The organism is Pseudescherichia sp., from assembly GCF_031998825.1.
Lineage (GTDB): Bacteria > Pseudomonadota > Gammaproteobacteria > Enterobacterales > Enterobacteriaceae > Pseudescherichia.
Genome location: NZ_DAMACX010000013.1, coordinates 1 through 17,883, shown reverse-complemented (window position 1 = coordinate 17,883; position 17,883 = coordinate 1). Strand labels below are relative to the sequence as shown.

The following is a 17,883-nucleotide window of genomic DNA, read 5'->3' as shown; positions in this document are numbered from 1 at the left end:
TAACCGCAATGCGGATTACGTGGCAAATCAACTTCATAACCAATCTACTTCATCACTAAGCGACTACATTACAAAGAGCTACTATAAGGCAGAATATTCGAACGCAGCATCTGCTGGGTGCCCAGCCCGTAGTTAGAGCTCAGGCCGCGCAGTTCGATGTTAAAGCCGACGACGTTGTCGTAGACGCTCTCCGTCGGCGCAGGTCCCCAACCGTTGAGTTTACGCTCGTAGCCGAAGCGAATCGCGTAGCAGCAGGAGCTATACTGCACACCGAGCATCTGATCGGCGGCTTTGTTCTGTTTGGTGTCGAAGTAGTAGGCTCCGACTACAGACCAGCGATCGACGATTGGCCAGCTTGCTACCCCACCCACCTGAGAAATACCGTCTTTGGTCTGAGGAGCATAAGCGTAGTTTGGCAGCGTCGCCTGAATATACTCCTCGCTGGCGTAGCGGTAGTTCAGCTGCAGGACCCGATCCTCATCGCGGCGGTACTCCAGCGTCGCATTACCGTTCGCCACGTTGTCGAGGCGCGTATCGTACTGCACGCCGCCGCGCAGACCCCAGCGTTCACTCATCCGCCAGTAGGTATCGCCTGCCCAAACCAGCGATCCGGTCTGGTCGTCTTTTTCCCAATTAATTTTGTCATCACCGGTACGGGATTCGGTGAAGTAGTAGATTTGACCCACGGAAATGTTAAAACGTTCAACCGATTCCTGATCATAAACGCGCGATGTGACCCCGGTCGTGACCTGGTTCGCTGATGCGATGCGGTCGAGGCCGCCATAGGTTCTGTCGCGGAACAGGCCGCCGTAGTCAAACTGCAGCAGGGACGAGTCATAGTTTTGGATATGGCTCTGGTCGCGGTAGGGCACGTAGAGATACTGGGCGCGTGGCTCCAGCGTCTGGCTGTAGCCTGCAAGCCAGTTCATATCACGCTCGAAGATCAGCTTCCCGTCCACCTTAAACTGCGGCATCACGCGGTTTACGGAGTCTTTATAGTCGGTACCGTTTGCTGCGTTATAGTCTTCGAGATTGGTCTGCTGGTAGTGGGTCGCCAGCAGCTTCGCTTCGGTATTGATACTGCCCCACTGGTTAGAGAGCGGCAGGTTAATTGTCGGCTCCAGGTGCAGACGGGTGGCTTCCGGCATATCCGAGTTAGTGTTCGAGAAGTGCACGGCCTGACCGTAGATACGGGTATCAAAGGGTCCGACGTCGTTCTGGTAGTAGTTTACATCCAGCTGCGGCTCTGCAGCGTAGGAGTTGCTGCGCTCGGCGTCAAAGACCTGGAACTGTTTGGTCGAAACCGTGGCGTCAAAATTATCCAGCGAGTAGCCTACGCTGAATTTCTGCGTAGCATAGCCGTCAGTGCTGGAGCCGTAGGTAGAGGTAAAGTCGTTGAAGTAGTACGGATCGCTGACCTTGGTATAGTCGATATTGAAACGCCATACCTGATCCATCACCCCGGCGTGCTGCCAGTAGAACAGCCAGCGGTGCTTATCGGATTCAGTAGGATAGTCTTCCTTGAAGACATCATCCGACGGCAGGTAGTCAAACTCTATCAGGCCTGCACCCGCCTGGGTCAGGTAGCGGAATTCGTTCTGCCACTGAATGCTGCCCCGCTTGTCCATATAGTGCGGCGTAATGGTGGCATCAAAGTTTGGCGCAATGTTCCAGTAGTACGGCAGCGTAAACTCAAAGTAGTTCTTCGAGCTGTATTGGGCGTTCGGGATCAGGAAACCAGAGCGGCGCTTGTCGCCAATCGGCAGCTGCAGATAGGGACTATAGAATACCGGAACCGGACCCAGCTTAAAGCGCGCGTTCCAGATCTCGGCGACCTGCTCTTCGCGATCCTGGATCACTTCGCTACCCACCACGCTCCAGGTATTTGAGCCTGGCAGACAGGAGGTAAAGGTCCCGTTATCCAGAATGGTATAGCGGTTCTCGCCACGCTGTTTCATCAAATCAGCGGTGCCGCGACCCTGGCGTCCTACCAGCTGGTAGTCGCCGTTCCAGACGTTGGTGTCTTTGGTGTTCAGGTTAGCCCAGGCTTTTGGCCCTTTCAGGATCACCTGGTTATCATCATAGTGCACGTTGCCCAGCGCATCGACGGTACGGACCGGATCGGTCTGACCCTCTGGCTGCTGCTGGTGAAGCTGCATCTCATCTGCGCGAAGGCGGCTGTTACCCTGTTGAACGTCGACGTTGCCGGTAAATACGGCATCTTCGGGATAGTCCCCTTTCGCGTTATCGGCGTTAATAGTGACGGGCAGCTGGTTAGGTTCGCCCTCTACCAGAGGACGGTTATAGCTCGGGACGCCCAGCAGACACTGCGAGGCGAGATCGGCCGCCAGCCCCTGTTGACTGTACAGGGCTGAGCCAATCATTGTGGCCAGAAGGGTGGGAATACGTTTTTTCATACGTTGTATTTGTTGTTCCGTCATCAGTGGCTTTTCGGCTTGCAAGCGCTCAGAGACTAACTTACTCACCTTCACAGCGCTAGTGTTAATCCTGCCCGCTTTCGAGCCTGGTAGAGAAGGCTGTGCCTGTGCACGGCATAGAATGACGGGTATGATAATGCAAATCTTAGCCGACGGCATGACCATTTGGGGAGTATATGCAGTATTGGGGAAAAGTGATTGGCGTCGCCATCGCATTAATGATGGGCGGCGGTTTCTGGGGCGTGGTCCTCGGCTTACTCATTGGACACATGTTTGACAAGGCGCGCAGCCGCAAAATGGCGTTTTTTGCCAACCAGCGCGAGCGCCAGACGCTCTTTTTCGCTACCACCTTTGAGGTGATGGGGCATCTGACTAAATCCAAGGGGCGCGTCACCGAAGCGGATATTCAGGTAGCAAGCCTGTTTATGGACCGGCTCAACCTGCATGGCGATTCACGCGCCTTTGCCCAGCAGGCGTTCCGCGTCGGCAAAACCGATAACTATCCGCTGCGGGAGAAGATGCGTCAGTTCCGCAGCGTCTGCTTTGGCCGCTTCGATCTGATTAGGATGTTTCTGGAAATTCAGATCCAGGCGGCGTTCGCCGACGGCTCGCTGCACCCGAACGAGCGTGAGGTGCTGTACGTCATTGCTGAAGAGCTGGGGATCTCCCGCGTTCAGTTTGACCAGTTCCTGCGCATGATGCAGGGCGGGGCACAGTTTGGTGGCGGCTTCCACGGCCAGCAGCACTCCAATGGCGGCTGGCAGCAGGCCCAACGCGGGCCAACTCTGGAAGATGCCTGTAACGTGCTGGGCGTGAAGCCCACCGATGACGCGGCGACCATCAAGCGCGCCTACCGCAAGCTGATGAGCGAGCACCATCCGGATAAGCTTGTGGCCAAAGGGCTGCCGCCGGAGATGATGGAGGTAGCGAAGCAGAAAGCGCAGGAGATTCAGAAAGCCTACGAGCTGATCAAAGAGCAGAAAGGGTTTAAATAATCAGGCCCGCCGGTGAGCTCGTGCTGATGTCAGTACGAGCTCACACAGGCTATTCAGCGAGAAACAGCTCCAGCAGCGAGTTCAAAAACAGCTTGCCGTGCTCCGTGATCTGCCACGCGTCGGCGGACTCGGTCACGTAGTTAAGCGCTAAAGCACGTTCGATCTGCGGACGGATCGCAGACTCATCCAGCCCCGTATAGCGGGTAAACTCAGCGCGTGGCGCAGGCTCCAGCAGGCGGAAACGGTTCATAAAGAACTCAAACGGCTTGTCGGCGGTTTCAACCTCATGCTGCCGGTCGCGATAGGTTCCCTGCATATAGCCCCGCGGATGACGCGTTTTGGCGGTGCGCAGAATGCGTCCGTCCGGGAAGGTCACCTTGCCATGCGCGCCGCAGCCGATCCCAAGGTAATCCCCAAAGCGCCAGTAGTTCAGGTTATGTTGGCACTGGTAGCCCGGCTTTGCATAGGCCGAGGTCTCATACTGGCGGTAGCCCGCCGCCGTCAGCAGCTGATGGCCCTGCTCGAAAATTTCCCACAGCGCATCGTCATCCGGCAGTACCGGCGGACGGGAGCCAAACAGCGTGCCCGGCTCAATGGTCAATTGATACCAGGAGAGGTGCGGCGGGTTCAGCTCAATGGCCTGACGCAGATCGTCCAGCGCCTCTTCCAGAGTCTGGTCTGGCAGGCCGTGCATCAGATCGAGGTTAAAGCTGCGCAGCCCCAGGCCCGTTGCCAGCCGGGCAGCGCGTTTTGCCTCTTCTGGTCCATGGATACGCCCCAGCCGCGTCAGCTTCGTTTCGCTAAAGCTCTGCACGCCAATAGAGATACGGTTAACGCCCGCACGCTGGTAGTCGACAAAGCGGTCGGCTTCTACCGTGCCGGGGTTGGCCTCCATGGTGATCTCTGCGTCGTCTGCGAGGTTGAGGCGCGCCCGCACGCCGTCGAGCAGGGTCTGCATCGCCGGACCAGAGAGCAGGCTCGGCGTCCCGCCGCCGATGAAAATCGTCTTCACCTCACGCCCCTGCGCCCAGGGCGCATCGGCGTCGAGATCGCTCAGCAGATGCTGAACGTAGTCATCATGCGGGACTTCTCCCTTCAGCGCGTGCGAGTTGAAATCGCAGTAGGGACACTTCTGCACGCACCAGGGAATGTGAATGTAGAGGCTCAGAGGTGGCAAATCAGCCATTACGCAGGGCTTCCAGTAACAGTTTCAGCGCCTGTCCACGGTGGGAGGCGGCGCGCTTCTCGTCCGCGGTCAGCTCGGCAGCGGTTTTGCCTGCCTCCGGCACAACGAAGATAGGATCGTAGCCAAAGCCGCCGCTGCCCGCAGGGGCACGGGCGATGGTGCCCTGCCAGCAGCCGTGACACACCAGCGGGGTCGGATCGTCGGCGTGGCGCATATAGACCAGCACGCAGTGGAACTGCGCCTGGCGCTCGCTGTCGGGTACGTCCTGCAGCTCAACCAGCAGCTTCTCCAGGTTCTGCTGGTCGCTGGCGTCTACACCGGCAAAGCGCGCGGAGTAGATCCCTGGCGCACCGCCGAGGGCGTCAACCGCCAGGCCGGAGTCGTCGGCAATCGCCGGCAGGCCGGTGACCTGCGCGGCGTGGCGCGCTTTGATGATCGCGTTCTCAATGAAGGTCAGACCGGTTTCATCGGCAGACTCGACGCCCAGCTCGGTTTGCGCCACCACGTCGAGACCAAAATCGTTGAGCAGCGAGGCCAGCTCGCGCACTTTACCGGCGTTGCCGGTAGCAAGAACAACTTTTTGCATAGTTAAATCCTGATTCATATAAACCGCGACCAGAGGCGCTTAAAGCGCCATCCACAGCCCCGGTAGCAGCATATTACCCGTGCCCTGCAACAGCTCGGCGATCCCCATGTTAATCACATAGAGCAGCAGCACCAGGATCATCGGCGAGAAATCGATCCCGCCCATCGATGGCAGCAGTCGGCGGATAGGGCGCAGCAGCGGATCGGCGAGCTGCATCAGCACAAATTCAACCGGGCTACGCCCCTGGCTGACCCAGCTCATGATCGCCATCAGCAGCAGTACCCAGAAGATCAGCTGGCCGATGGTTTTCAGCAGGATCAGTACGGCGGCAATCCAGATGATCGGCTGGAAGGTCACCACCATAAACAGCACGATGGCCTTCAGCACGCAGAGGACAAGCGCCAGCAGCACCGAGGCGCTGTCGAGGGGGCCCATGGCCGGAATAATGCGGCGCAGCGGCCCCACCACCGGCTGGGTAATCTTCACGATAAACTGTGAGAACGGGTTGTAGAAATCCACGCGGGCCCACTGCATCCAGACCCGTAACAGCAGCACCATTGTATAAAGCTCAATTACCGTTGAGAGCAGGAAAGTCAACGTCTTCATGGCGTTCCTCAGTTTTCCTTAATTTTTTGTATAGTCACGGGCACCAAATATAGCGGTGCCGATGCGTACCAGGGTGCTGCCCGCCGCGATGGCGGCTTCCATATCGTCGCTCATCCCCAGAGAGAGCGTATCGACCGTCGGGTAGCGCAATTTAAGCGCGTCAAATGCTACAGCCATTTGCCGTGCCACCGCAAACTGCCTTTCATAAGTTGACACGGGGGCGGGGATTGCCATCAGCCCGCGCAGGCGGACGCCCGGCAGCCCAGCAACCTGGGCGGCGAGGAGATCCAGCTCGGCAAGCGGAATGCCGGACTTGCTCTCTTCATCACTAATATTGATTTGAATCAGGATGTTAAGCGGCGGCATTCCGGCCGGACGCTGGTCGCTCAGACGGCTGGCGATGCGCAGCCGATCGACGGTATGGCACCAGTCAAAATGCTCTGCCACCAGGCGGCTTTTGTTGGACTGCAAAGGCCCAATAAAGTGCCATTCCAGCCCCGTCACGCCTTGATCCTGAAAGTAGCGAATTTTATCCACCCCCTCCTGGACATAGTTTTCACCAAAGGCGCGCTGTCCGGCGTCGATGGCCTCTGCGACGGCGCTCGCAGGTTTGGTTTTGCTGACTGCAAGCAGAGCAACATCTTCTGAAGCACGGCCGCAGCGTAGCGCAGCGGCTGAGATTTTGTCCCGGACCTGTGCCAGGTTATGCGCGATATCGTTCATCTTTCCCGGAGGCTTAATCATGGATATGGAAGAAATAGTGGCCCTTAGTGTAAAGCATAACGTCTCGGATCTACACCTGTGCAGCACCTGGGCGCCGCGCTGGCGCAGGCAGGGTCTACTTGAGGATGCCCCGTTTCCGCCGCCGGACATTGAGGCGATCCTTCGCGAGGCGCTGACCGACGAGCAGCAGGGGGAGTGGTGGGCTAATCGGCAGGTGGACTTTGCCCTTGAGCTGGCAAACCAGCAGCGGCTGCGGGCCAGCGCCTTTATGCACCACCGCGGCATTTCACTGGCGCTGCGCTTGCTGCCCAATGACTGTCCGAAGCTTTACGCCCTGGATGCCCCGCCTGCGCTGGAGCAGATCCTCGCCTGCGACAGTGGGCTGGTGCTGGTCACCGGCGCAACCGGCAGCGGAAAATCCACGACCCTTGCGGCGATGGTGGACTACCTCAACCACCGCCTGGCAGGACATATTCTGACCCTGGAAGATCCGGTGGAGTTTGTTCACCGGGGAGCGCAGTGCCTGATTGAGCAGCGAGAGATTGGCCAGCACTGCCCGTCGTTTGCCGACGGCCTGCGTGCCGCGCTGCGTGAAGATCCGGATGTGATCCTGATTGGTGAGCTGCGTGACGGTGAGACCATTCGTCTGGCGCTCACCGCCGCCGAGACCGGGCATCTGGTGCTGGCGACGCTGCACACCCGAGGTGCAGCCCAGGCGGTAGAGCGGCTAATCGATACCTTCCCGGCCGAGGAGAAAGCCTGGGTGCGCAGCCAGCTGGCGGGCAGCCTGCAGGCGGTACTGGCACAAAAGCTGGAAGCTAATAAGCAGGGCGGACGCGTGGCGCTGTTTGAGCTGCTGGTTAACACCCCGGCGGTAGCAAACCTGATCCGCGACGGCAAAACGCACCAGCTGCCTGGCCTGATGCAGACCGGACAGCAGGCCGGGATGCAGACCTTCCGCCAGAGCCGCCAGCAGCGGGTCGCCGCCGGGCGGCTGGCGGAGCAGGGTGGGGATCAGGCGTGCTGTTCGAAGTAGCTTTCGAGGATGATCACCGCCGAGGCGGAGTCAACGCTGCCTTTATTCAGCGCCCGGTAGCCACCGTGGGCGAAGAGTCCGGAGCGCGCCTCAACGGTGCTCAGGCGCTCGTCATGCAGGGCAATGCGCACCCCGAAGCGGCCGTGGATCTTATTGGCAAAGTTGCGCGCCCGGGCGGTGAGCAGCTGCTCGCTGCCGTCCATATTGAGCGGCAGACCGACCACGACCTCATCGGGCTGCCACTCTTTTAGCAGCCGCTCGATCAGGTTCCAGTCCGGGGTGCCGTTTTGCGCCTTCAGCGCCGCCAGCGGGCGGGCGGTGCCGGTTACGCGCTGGCCAATCGCCACGCCGATACTTTTAGTGCCGAAGTCAAAGGCTAACAGAGTGCCGCTCATCAGGCATGCCCCGCCACGCCGGGCATGGTGGAGATATCAATGCCGATAAGCTTAGCCGCATCGCGCCAGCGGTCAGCGATAGGCGTCTTAAACAGGATGTTCTGATCCGCCGGGGCAGTAAGCCATGCGTTGTCGAGGATCTCCTGCTCAAGCTGGCCCTTCTCCCATGAGGCGTAGCCGAGCGCCACCAGCACCTCAGAGGGCTGCTCGTCGGTACCCAGCGTCTCCAGCACGTCCCGCGAGGTAGTGATCACCGTGTTATCCGAGATACGAATGCTTGAGGAGAACTTCGCCGGTGGCGTATGCAGGATAAAGCCGCGATCCTCCGCCAGCGGGCCGCCAAGCAGCACCGGTTTATCCAGACGGATCGCCGGATTGCGCCCCTCAGGATTAATTTTAAGCTTCTCCAGTACCCCTTCGACCTTCAGGTTTTCCAGCGGCTTATTGATGATGATCCCCATCGCGCCATCTTCGTTATATTCGCAGATATAGACCACGGCGCGGCGGAAGAAAGGATCCTGGAGAGCAGGCATGGCAATCAGAAAGTGATGCTGTAAATTCATTGTCAGAGGTTCTGTTCCTGGTTCAAAAAGCAACAAGTACCCAGTATGCGGTGAAAGCACCCGCTTTGCTATCCCTGCGGATCGCAATTCCGGGTCTTTCACCTGCAAACAGGCCGTTACGGGCGTGCTGAATTTAGTTGCTGAGACGCTTTTCGATGGCGTCCATCAGCATACCGGTAATGGAGACCGGGAACTCCGCTTCGATTTCACGAATGCAGGTCGGGCTGGTGACGTTAATTTCGGTCAGGCGATCGCCAATGATATCGAGGCCCACAAAGATCAGCCCCTTGGCCTTCAGGGTAGGCGCAACGCGGCGGGCGATATCCCAGTCGCTGTCGGTTAATGGACGCGGTTCACCACGTCCCCCGGCAGCCAGGTTGCCACGGGTTTCGCCGCCCTGTGGGATACGCGCCAGGCAGTACGGAACGGGTTCGCCATCGACGACCAGTACGCGTTTGTCGCCGTCTTTGATCGCCGGCAGATAGTTTTGCGCCATGCAGTAGCGGCTACCGTGCTCGGTCAGCGTTTCGGTAATCACGCCGAGGTTCGGATCGCCCTCTTTCACGCGGAAGATGGAGGCACCGCCCATGCCGTCCAGCGGCTTCAGGATGATGTCGGTGTGCTTCTGCCAGAACGCCTTGATCTGCGCCTTGTTGCGGGTAACCAGCGTTTCCGGGGTCAGCTCCGGGAACCAGGCGGTGAACAGCTTCTCGTTGCAGTCGCGTAGGCTCTGAGGCTTATTGACGATCAGCGTCCCTTTCTCTTCCGCACGCTCCAGGATATAGGTGGCGTAAACGAATTCAGTATCAAACGGCGGATCCTTACGCATCAGCACCACGTCAAGGTCGGCCAGCTCGATATCCTGCTCGCCGTTGAACGTATACCACTGGTCGTAGTTCTGCTCCACGCTCAGGAGGCGCGTACGGGCGCGGGCCTGGCCGTTAATCAGGTAGAGATCTGCCATCTCCATATAGTGCAGTTCATAGCCGCGACGCTGCGCTTCCAGCAGCATGGCAAAGCTGGAGTCTTTCTTGATGTTAATGCTTGCGATGGGATCCATCACAATGCCGAGCTTAATCATTCGCTTTCTCCGTTAAACCTGTAGCCAGTCTTACCCCAAATCACCGAAACGCACCTGGAGTGCGGTAATGGCGGTGAGCGCGGTCGTTTCAGTGCGCAAAACGCGTGGTCCTAACAGAATATCAGTAAACTGGTACTCTGCGGTCATGGCGATCTCATTCGCCGTCAGGCCGCCTTCCGGGCCAATCAGCAACCGCACGCGCTCAACCGGCAGCGGCAGCGTATTGATGCTGGCGCTGGCCCGCGGATGCAGGTTCAGCTTCAGCCCGTCTTCAGGCTCGGCGCACCAGGCCTCCAGATCCATTGCTGGACGTATCTCCGGGATCCGGTTGCGGCCGCACTGCTCGCAGGCAGCAATCGCGATCTTCTGCCACTGCTGGATCTTCTTGTTCAGACGTTCTGGATCCAGTTTAACTCCGCAGCGCTCAGAAAAAAGTGGCGTAATGAGGCTTACCCCCAGTTCGATCGATTTCTGGATGGTAAATTCCATCTTTTCGCCCCGGGACATCACCTGACCAAGATGAATATGCAGCGGCGATTCGCGATCGTCAGTCTCGCCTGACAGCAGGTTCACCACCACGCTCTTCTTATCGGCGCGCAGGATCTCCGCCTCAAAAAGCTGGTTGCTGCCGTCAAAGAGCTGCAGGGCCTGGCCTGCGCCCATGCGCAGCACGCGGCCGACGTGGTTTGCCGCATCGTCGCTTAACGCAACCTGCTGGCCAACGGTGAGGAGTTCAGGGTGATAAATGCGGGGTTTGCGCATGAAAACATCGTCCGGGATAGAGAGTGCGGCAAGGCTGCCGCACGGTTAACAAGATGGCGCTAGTGTAGGTTAGCTCTTTCACCCCTGACAAGCGCGCTGCACGTAGGGATTGGGATTGCCCTGAACCTTATTGATACGCCTGTCGCGCTCGCACTCCCAGGGCGTGACCGGATAGAGCTTGTTCCACGCCTCAAACAGCTGCGTCTGCTGGCGTGAGAGATTGAGGTCATAGCGATCGCGCATATAGAAGTAGATGCGAGCGATAGCGCCGCGGGCGCGGGCAGGCGGCTCAGCCATCTTCTCTTTAAAATCGACCTTCATGTCGCACTGACCGTACTGACCCTCGCCGCCGTTCCACTGGCTGTACATAAAGTTGCCGCGATCGCCGTTGACCTCGCCGACGGCGGGCTGCAGGTTATGCATGTCGCTCTCCATCTGGCGGTAGACCGGATCTTTTGCACAGTTTTTACGTCCGCCATCCTGCCAGCACTGGCGCTGGTGGCCGAACTGCCAGGCGGGCACCACGTGCTCCCACTCAATACGGCTGGCGCGGTTGGCATTTTTACGCACCTTGTAGCCGCAGGAGGCGAGATCGACAACGCCCTTTTTGCCTTGCCAGATAATAGTGCAGCCGCAGTAGAAATCCCCCGGCGCGTCGGCGTTGATCTTTACGCCTGCCGCCTTGGCCTGGGCGAAACTGTGAATACCCTCGGCCAGCGCGGTGTGGGAGAGGCTGGCTGCCAGCAGGGTAAGGGTAAGAAGGTGAGGGCGGAACATGACAAACTCCATTGCGTAACGTAGGCGCACCCTAGCGAATGCGGTTCTCAGATGCAATCAGTCAGTTCACAAAAGCGTTTGATTGTTCAGGCTTATGCCGGTTCGGCTACCAGCGGCTCGCCGCAGTGCACGCAGCGGTAGACCGCTTCGCCGCGCAGGATGCGGTTGTGGCGGCGCACGGTCAGCTGGTGCTGCTGGCAGGCGCAGCGGTAGGGCCAGGTGTTCCGCTGTACCGAGGCCAGCTCAAACTGGTGGGTGCGACGGGCGGGGACGCCAAACACGCTCTCCATCATCCACTTCCACTCTTTGCCATGCGGCGCAACGCGACCAAAGTGTTTCCATACCAGCAGATGGGCCAGCTCGTGCGGCACGACCTCATCAATAAACGCCTGCTGGTTCTCCAACAGCAGTACCGGGTTCAGGCGGATCTCATAGCTGGCAAGCCAGGCCGTACCCGCCGCCGCGCCGCGCTGCTGGTAAATGAGGATAGGTTCAGGATAGTGACGTTCAAGGTAGCGGTTCGCCTGGGCAAGCTTGTCGCGCAGGCTGCGCATAACGGCCTGCTGGAGGGCGATGGGGATTCGTGGCGTTTTCATAACGCCAGAGGATAATCGTTAAAAAAAACCGCTGCAACAGCCGCCCGACGCTCAGGCAGGAAAACGCAGGGAGAAGATGTGATACCCGCCGGCGAAACGGTACTCTGTCGAGCCTGAGTGTAACGCCATAATGGCTTTTACCATCGAAAGTCCCAGGCCGAAACCGGATGAGTGGCGGGCGTTATCGCCTCGCCAGAAACGGTTAAATAGCTTGTCCGGCGCGTCCAGTTCGCTCCCAGGGTTACTTACTTCAACCACTGTTTCGCTATTTTTCACCTGCGTAGCGATCCGGATAACGGCATTTTCCGGGGAGTATCTGACTGTATTGCTGAGCAGATTTAACAGCACGCGCTGGAGTAAAATCCGATCGGCCTGAATAGTCCCCTCGCATGCAGTGACAAAGGTGATATTTTTTTCATCCGCTTCATACTCCAGAAACTCAATAAGATCGCCGATCGTATCAGCAGCAGAGATGGCCTCTTTTTTCAGCAAAATATTATTATGCTCAGCGCGAGCGAGGAAAAGGATGTTTTCCGTCAGGCGAGAAAGGCCCTCAAGCTCTTCGATATTGTTTGCCAGCGCCTGCTGGTACTCATCTATGGATCGCGCTTTACTCAAGGCCACCTGATTATGGCCGAGCAGGATATTGACCGGCGTCCGTAACTCATGAGCCAGATCGTCAGCAAACTGATTCAGCCGCGTAAAATCGTCAGCCAGTTTCTGGCGCATAATATTTAACGCGCTGCCCAGCGGTTTCAGCTCAGTGGGAAGCGCTTTTTCATCTAAAGGCTGACTCAGTCCGCGGCTGTCTATATTCGCCGTTAAACGGCTCAGAGAGTGAATGGCTTTCAGGCCGCGCCTGATTAATAGCGGACTCAGCGCAGAACAGATCAGAATAGCGATGATGCAGATGACGATGCTGTTATCGCGATACTGTTCAAGCATATATTGTCGCTCTGATGCCAGCCTGGCGACGGTAATGGTGACGGGCTGGTCATCGCTGAGGGCAGCGATCCGTACCGCTGAAAGCTGTGTACCTGCGACATCGCGTTTGACGATAGTGTCCAGAGCCGGTTTTTTTAGCGCGGGTAGCGGTGCCAGCAGCGAGGGATCGACTCCCGTATGGTTGACGGAAACAGTCTGCGCGTTAGATGCATGGATAAGCAGAATATCCTGGCGGGTATCCATCATACGGTTAAAATAGAGCGGAAGATTCTCTGCTTTTGCGCCATCTACGAGCAACTGCCTGATCTGCTCAGCCCGGTTAATCAGGGTGATATCATCCCGCCACGTTAATTCGTGGCTTAGCGCCCGATATAACGTCCAGCTTACGCCGGTGCAGGCTAATGCCATAACAAGGACAAATGATAACGTCAGACGTAACGTCATTGATAACTCAGGTTTCACTCTTTTCATCTGCCCCAAATCTGTAGCCCATACCTCTGACGGTGCCGATCAGTTTCGTATCGAAAGGATCGTCGACCTTTGCCCGCAGGCGGCGAATGGCGACATCAACCGTGTTGGTCTCGCTATCAAAGTTAATTCCCCATACCTCACTGGCGATTACCGCCCTGGGAATAATTTCACCGGCCCTTGAGACCAACAGCCACAGCAGGAGAAACTCCTTGCGGGTTAATACTATGGTTTTCCCATCCCGGGAGACGCTTTGCTTAATGGAGTCCATCTCCAGCCCATGCGATTTCAGATGCGTATGGACAGCGGGGTTATTTCTGAGCTGCGTTCGCACCCGCGCTAACAGCTCGGCAAAGGAGAACGGCTTAACCAGATAATCATTGGCTCCCAGCTCCAGCCCTTTTACCCGGTCTTCAACCGCATCGCGGGCGGTGAGGCAGATAACCGGTGTCTGATGCGCCGTCCTTATCGCTTTAAGAACCTGCCAGCCATCCATGCCGGGCAGCATAATATCTAAAATAATCAGAGAATAGGGTTCGTGCAGCGCGAGGCGTAAACCGTCTCTGCCATCGCTCACCGTGTCCACAACATAGCCGGCCTCGGTCAGCCCCTGGCTTACCCAGTCGCTGGTTTTTTGATTATCTTCAATCAGCAGAATCTTCATAGCGCCACTATGTCACAGGCGGTGGGTGAGGTGGGGAAATATCAGCGATGATGACGAAAATGTAATGTGCATGTCAGGTTAGCCCCGCGCGGTTCATATACATTTCAGGGACAACTTGAACACGGAGCAACACATGAAAAAGTATATTCTGACCGCAGCGATGCTTGCTGCTATTTCCGCATCCCCTCTCGCCATGGCGGCCGCTAATAATATTCTGAGCGTGCATATTCTCGATCAGCAGACCGGTAAGCCTGCGGCGAACGTTGAGGTGGTTCTGGAGCAGAAAAGCAACGGCGGGTGGCAGCAGTTAAACAGTGGCTATACGGATCAAGATGGCCGCATTAAGGCGTTATGGCCAGAGCAGGAGGCGAAGCCCGGTGATTACCGCGTGACGTTTAAAACCAAGCCCTGGTTTGACAGCAAAAAACAGGAGAGCTTTTTCCCGGAGATCCCGGTTGAATTTCACATCAGCAAAACGGATCAGCACTATCATGTTCCCCTGCTGTTAAGCCCGTATGGTTACTCAACGTATCGGGGAAGCTAACGGCGGGTAAAGTAAAAAAGCTTCCTCCCGGGCGGGAGGAAGCTTATCAGGTTAGTTACTTGCGCCAATCTCGCGCAGTTTACGCCCTTTCATCAAGTTCCGCTCGATGTGTTCCAGCGAGACATGCTTGGTTTCCGGCACCAGCCACAGGGTCAGGACAATGAACAGCACGTTCAGCCCACCGTAGACCCAGAAGGTGTTGGCGTTGCCCAGTGAATTGAGCATGGTCAGGAAGGTCGCACCGACGATCATGTTGGCGATCCAGTTGGTCGCGGTAGAGCAGGTGATACCGAAATCGCGCCCCTTCAGCGGCTGGATTTCAGAGCACAGTACCCAGATCAGCGGACCGGCGCTCATCGCAAAGCCCACGATAAACATCAGCAGCATCGCGACGGCAAAGTACTGCGCCGATGGCGAGTGAATGCCGATGTGCATCATGGTACCCAGAATGCCCATACCGGCAGCCATCACCAGGAAGCCCAGCACCAGGGTAGGCTTACGGCCCCAGCGGTCAACCAGCCCAATAGCGATAAAGGTTGCCAGCACGTTGGTCAGGCCAACGATAACCGTCCCCCACATCTGCTCGGTGGTGTTGGTGTAACCCGCCAGCTCAAAGATCTTCGGCGCGTAGTACATGATGACGTTCATCCCGGTGAACTGCTGCATAACCTGCAGGAGCACGCCAAGGAACACCGCGCGGCGGAAGTTGCTGTTCTCTTTAAACAGCGCCCAGCCGCTCTGCTTCACCTGCAGGCTTTCACGGATCTCGTCCAGCTCGTGCTTAGCTTCGGCGCTGGTATCGCGCAGACGCAGCAGCACGCGCTCGGCGTCGTGGAAGCGGCGTTTAGCGGCAAACCAGCGCGGGCTGTCCGGCAGGAAGAAGACGCCAATCAGCAGCAGGATTGCTGGAATAATGATTACGCCGAGCATCCAGCGCCATGCGCCGCTGTAGCTAAAGGCGGTATCGGAGAGGTAGGCACCCAGAATACCAATAGTGATCATCAGCTGGTACATGGAGATCATGCTGCCGCGGATCTTCTCCGGGGCGATCTCAGAGAGGTAGAGCGGGGCGGTGTAAGAAGCAACGCCAACCGCCAGCCCCAGCAGCACGCGGGAGAGGATCAGCACCTCAACGTTAGGTGCCGCAGCTGAGAAGAGCGAGCCGATCACAAACAGGATCGCACCAATCATCAGGCTCTTCTTACGGCCCAGCTTAAAGGAGAGCCAGCCGCTGCCTACGGCACCGACGGCAGCCCCGAACATCATGGAGCTAACGACCCACTCCTGCGTGTGTGAACTAATCTGGAATTCGTCAGCGATAAAGGGCAGCGCGCCCGCAATGACGCCGATATCAAGGCCGAACAGCAATCCGGCCAGCGCGGCGAGAAAACAGACAAAGAAGGTCATTGCCTTGTTCGAGCGCCCCGATTTTTTATTGTCAGGCATACTGCCCTCCAGTTGGGTTATCAATTTTAACGGTGTAAAGGTTAGGTTAGAGCTGCATAAAAAGATGTGAGGTTAATCACATCAGTGTAATCGGTTACACTGGTCTCAGGCGGCGTCACCAAAAAGTAACAATACAAATCATAAAGTTAATGAATAGTAGCGTAATCTTGTGTAAAGGGGTTCAGACTATACCGAAATATTATGTAACAAACCCACCTGATGCAGCATTTTGAGCGAAACAGGCAAATAAACCCGCGAATCGTGCGTGTAATCGCTATCAGAAAATGGTTATAAAAAAGGCCAGCGCGAGGCTGGCCTTAGTAGAGAGGGGAAGCGGGATGGCTTATTTCAGGCCAGCGGCTTCGCGCAGTACGTCTGCTTTGTCGGTCTTTTCCCACGGGAAGTGTTCGCGACCAAAGTGACCGTAAGCGGCAGTCTCTTTGTAGATCGGGTGCAGCAGATCCAGCATCTGGATCAGACCATACGGACGCAGATCGAAGAACTCGCGTACCAGTAGAGTCAGCTGCTCAGTGGCGATCTTCTCGGTACCGAAGGTCTCCACCATGATAGAGGTCGGCTCGGCTACGCCGATAGCGTAGGAGACCTGAATTTCACAGCGGTCAGCCAGGCCAGCAGCAACGATGTTCTTCGCCACGTAGCGTGCCGCGTAGGCCGCAGAGCGGTCAACCTTAGACGGATCCTTACCGGAGAAGGCACCGCCACCGTGACGGGCCATGCCGCCGTAGGTATCAACGATGATTTTACGTCCTGTCAGGCCGCAGTCACCCATCGGGCCGCCGATAACAAAGCGGCCGGTCGGGTTGATAAAGAATTTGGTTGAGCTGTTCAGCCACTCTGCAGGCAGGATCGGCTTGATGATCTCTTCCATCACCCCTTCCTGCAGCGATTTCTGGTCGATATCTTCTGCATGCTGGGTAGAAAGTACCACCGCGTCGATACCGACAATTTTGCCTGCGTCGTACTGGAAGGTTACCTGGCTTTTTGCGTCCGGGCGCAGCCACGGCAGGGTACCATTTTTACGTACTTCAGCCTGACGCTGCACCAGACGGTGGGCGTAGGTGATCGGTGCCGGCATCAGCACGTCGGTTTCATTGGTGGCATAGCCAAACATCAGGCCCTGGTCGCCTGCACCCTGCTCCAGCGGATCGGCACGGTCAACGCCCTGGTTAATATCCGGAGACTGTTTACCGATAGCGCTCAGTACCGCACAGGAGTTCGCGTCAAAGCCCATATCTGAATGGACATAGCCGATTTCACGCACGGTGTTACGGGTGATCTCTTCGATATCGACCCATGCGCTGGTGGTGATCTCACCGCCGACTAAAACCATACCGGTTTTAACGTAGGTTTCACACGCCACGCGTGCTTTTGGATCCTGCTCAAGGATTGCATCCAGCACCGCATCGGAGATCTGGTCAGCAATTTTGTCAGGATGCCCTTCGGAAACTGACTCGGACGTAAAAAGGTGTTTTGCCATGTTCTCTTCACCCTGGGGGAAATTTTGTTAGCTCAAACTCAGTGCCTGTATAGGCCTTAACAAGGCGTGCAGGTAAATAGCACAGGAGGTCTGAGGGTTAATCGGTATGGATGGATTAACATCTGGATGGCTATTTTAGGTCACTTCTTGACCCCGTTTCCAGCATTTTTTGATATTCATCGCACTATGGGTGAAATTCAGGACGTAACTTTCTCTATCCACGCGGCAAAACGGGCTTTTTTGTTTTGCTTTTTCACCCTGTTATCGGTATAAAACGCCGCACGCGGCTTGTATACCTGGACCAGCCGCTAACCAGCTGGTTGGCGTGGAGGTGATACCTAATAATGAACTGTTGTTTACCGCAAAATCTGCCGCGCCGTTCTGGCGTGCACGCATTTCCCGCTACCCGCACATCTACTCTGCAAACCTGCCGATGTTATACCCATTTCGGCGCTTCTCAGGACTCCCGGGCCGGTTACGTCTGGTGACAACTGAACAAGGGTGCTCTTGTTAATTCAGGAGTTTTCTCGTGGTTTCGCCGAACCTTGTCATACAGAGTTCGGATACGTGTTTT

The 17,883-nt window shown here is 57.0% G+C and carries 18 protein-coding genes; 3 read left to right on the top strand and 15 right to left on the bottom strand.

The features are described from left to right. Positions 1-68 precede the first annotated feature (68 nt). Entirely contained in the window at positions 69-2,417 is a 2,349-nt protein-coding gene (lptD, locus tag RTP97_RS08400; protein ID WP_312412588.1) for an LPS assembly protein LptD, read from the bottom strand. Between the two features lie 197 nt (positions 2,418-2,614). Between lptD and djlA the strand changes: the two genes are divergently transcribed. Beyond that, positions 2,615-3,433 carry a co-chaperone DjlA gene (djlA, locus tag RTP97_RS08395; RefSeq protein ID WP_312412586.1) on the top strand — a complete coding sequence of 273 codons (819 nt, stop codon included), beginning with the start codon at positions 2,615-2,617 and terminating at the stop codon, positions 3,431-3,433. Between the two features lie 49 nt (positions 3,434-3,482). Here the strand turns inward: djlA and hemW are convergent, their stop codons facing one another. From hemW to RTP97_RS08375, 4 genes are read right to left on the bottom strand one after another with little or no spacing between them, the layout of a single operon-like run. Next, the gene (gene hemW / locus RTP97_RS08390) at positions 3,483-4,619 is read right to left on the bottom strand and encodes a radical SAM family heme chaperone HemW (protein ID WP_312412583.1); all 1,137 of its coding nucleotides are present in this window, start codon (positions 4,617-4,619) and stop codon (positions 3,483-3,485) included. Beyond that, entirely contained in the window at positions 4,612-5,205 is a 594-nt protein-coding gene (locus RTP97_RS08385) for an XTP/dITP diphosphatase (RefSeq protein ID WP_312412581.1), read from the bottom strand. The genes hemW and RTP97_RS08385 overlap by 8 nt, the downstream gene beginning before the upstream one ends. Before the next feature lie 39 nt (positions 5,206-5,244). Next, positions 5,245-5,811: a YggT family protein gene (locus RTP97_RS08380; protein WP_312213036.1), complete on the bottom strand. Its 567-nt coding sequence runs from the start codon at positions 5,809-5,811 to the stop codon at positions 5,245-5,247. An 18-nt stretch (positions 5,812-5,829) separates the two neighbouring features. After that, the gene (locus tag RTP97_RS08375) at positions 5,830-6,534 is read right to left on the bottom strand and encodes a YggS family pyridoxal phosphate-dependent enzyme (protein WP_312412579.1); all 705 of its coding nucleotides are present in this window, start codon (positions 6,532-6,534) and stop codon (positions 5,830-5,832) included. A 19-nt stretch (positions 6,535-6,553) separates the two neighbouring features. Between RTP97_RS08375 and RTP97_RS08370 the strand changes: the two genes are divergently transcribed. Continuing rightward, positions 6,554-7,570, top strand: a complete 1,017-nt coding sequence (locus RTP97_RS08370; RefSeq protein ID WP_312412577.1) for a type IV pilus twitching motility protein PilT — start codon at positions 6,554-6,556, stop codon at positions 7,568-7,570. Here the strand turns inward: RTP97_RS08370 and ruvX are convergent. The 8 genes from ruvX to hprR all read right to left on the bottom strand — a co-directional run bounded on the left by ruvX (position 7,549) and on the right by hprR (position 13,821). After that, positions 7,549-7,965 (bottom strand): Holliday junction resolvase RuvX, encoded by a 417-nt coding sequence (ruvX, locus tag RTP97_RS08365; protein ID WP_312213030.1) that lies wholly within the window; start codon positions 7,963-7,965, stop codon positions 7,549-7,551. The two genes, RTP97_RS08370 and ruvX, sit on opposite strands and share 22 nt — an antisense overlap. Then, complete coding sequence (locus RTP97_RS08360) at positions 7,965-8,528, bottom strand: YqgE/AlgH family protein (RefSeq protein WP_312412575.1); 564 nt, start codon at positions 8,526-8,528, stop codon at positions 7,965-7,967. Before RTP97_RS08360 ends, ruvX begins: the two co-directional genes overlap by 1 nt. A 133-nt stretch (positions 8,529-8,661) precedes the next feature. Further along, complete coding sequence (gene gshB, locus RTP97_RS08355; RefSeq protein WP_312412574.1) at positions 8,662-9,609, bottom strand: glutathione synthase; 948 nt, start codon at positions 9,607-9,609, stop codon at positions 8,662-8,664. Between the two features lie 30 nt (positions 9,610-9,639). Then, the gene (gene rsmE / locus RTP97_RS08350) at positions 9,640-10,371 is read right to left on the bottom strand and encodes a 16S rRNA (uracil(1498)-N(3))-methyltransferase (RefSeq protein ID WP_312412572.1); all 732 of its coding nucleotides are present in this window, start codon (positions 10,369-10,371) and stop codon (positions 9,640-9,642) included. Positions 10,372-10,449: 78 nt separating this feature from the next. Beyond that, entirely contained in the window at positions 10,450-11,148 is a 699-nt protein-coding gene (gene endA, locus RTP97_RS08345; RefSeq protein ID WP_312412570.1) for a deoxyribonuclease I, read from the bottom strand. A 92-nt stretch (positions 11,149-11,240) separates the two neighbouring features. Next, entirely contained in the window at positions 11,241-11,744 is a 504-nt protein-coding gene (locus RTP97_RS08340) for a SprT family zinc-dependent metalloprotease (protein ID WP_312412568.1), read from the bottom strand. A gap of 51 nt (positions 11,745-11,795) precedes the next feature. Continuing rightward, entirely contained in the window at positions 11,796-13,133 is a 1,338-nt protein-coding gene (locus RTP97_RS08335) for a heavy metal sensor histidine kinase (RefSeq protein ID WP_312412566.1), read from the bottom strand. Positions 13,134-13,140: 7 nt separating this feature from the next. Continuing rightward, complete coding sequence (hprR, locus tag RTP97_RS08330; RefSeq protein ID WP_312412564.1) at positions 13,141-13,821, bottom strand: response regulator transcription factor HprR; 681 nt, start codon at positions 13,819-13,821, stop codon at positions 13,141-13,143. A 133-nt stretch (positions 13,822-13,954) separates the two neighbouring features. Here hprR and hiuH point away from each other — a divergent pair, with 133 nt between their 5' ends. Further along, complete coding sequence (gene hiuH / locus RTP97_RS08325; RefSeq protein WP_312412563.1) at positions 13,955-14,365, top strand: hydroxyisourate hydrolase; 411 nt, start codon at positions 13,955-13,957, stop codon at positions 14,363-14,365. Between the two features lie 51 nt (positions 14,366-14,416). Here hiuH and galP read toward each other — a convergent pair whose 3' ends face one another. Together galP and metK are read right to left on the bottom strand one after the other, a co-directional pair. Beyond that, entirely contained in the window at positions 14,417-15,811 is a 1,395-nt protein-coding gene (galP, locus tag RTP97_RS08320; RefSeq protein WP_103818453.1) for a galactose/proton symporter, read from the bottom strand. Positions 15,812-16,154: 343 nt separating this feature from the next. Continuing rightward, positions 16,155-17,309, bottom strand: coding sequence for a methionine adenosyltransferase (gene metK / locus RTP97_RS08315; RefSeq protein ID WP_103818452.1), 1,155 nt, complete (start codon positions 17,307-17,309; stop codon positions 16,155-16,157). Positions 17,310-17,883: the final 574 nt, after the last annotated feature.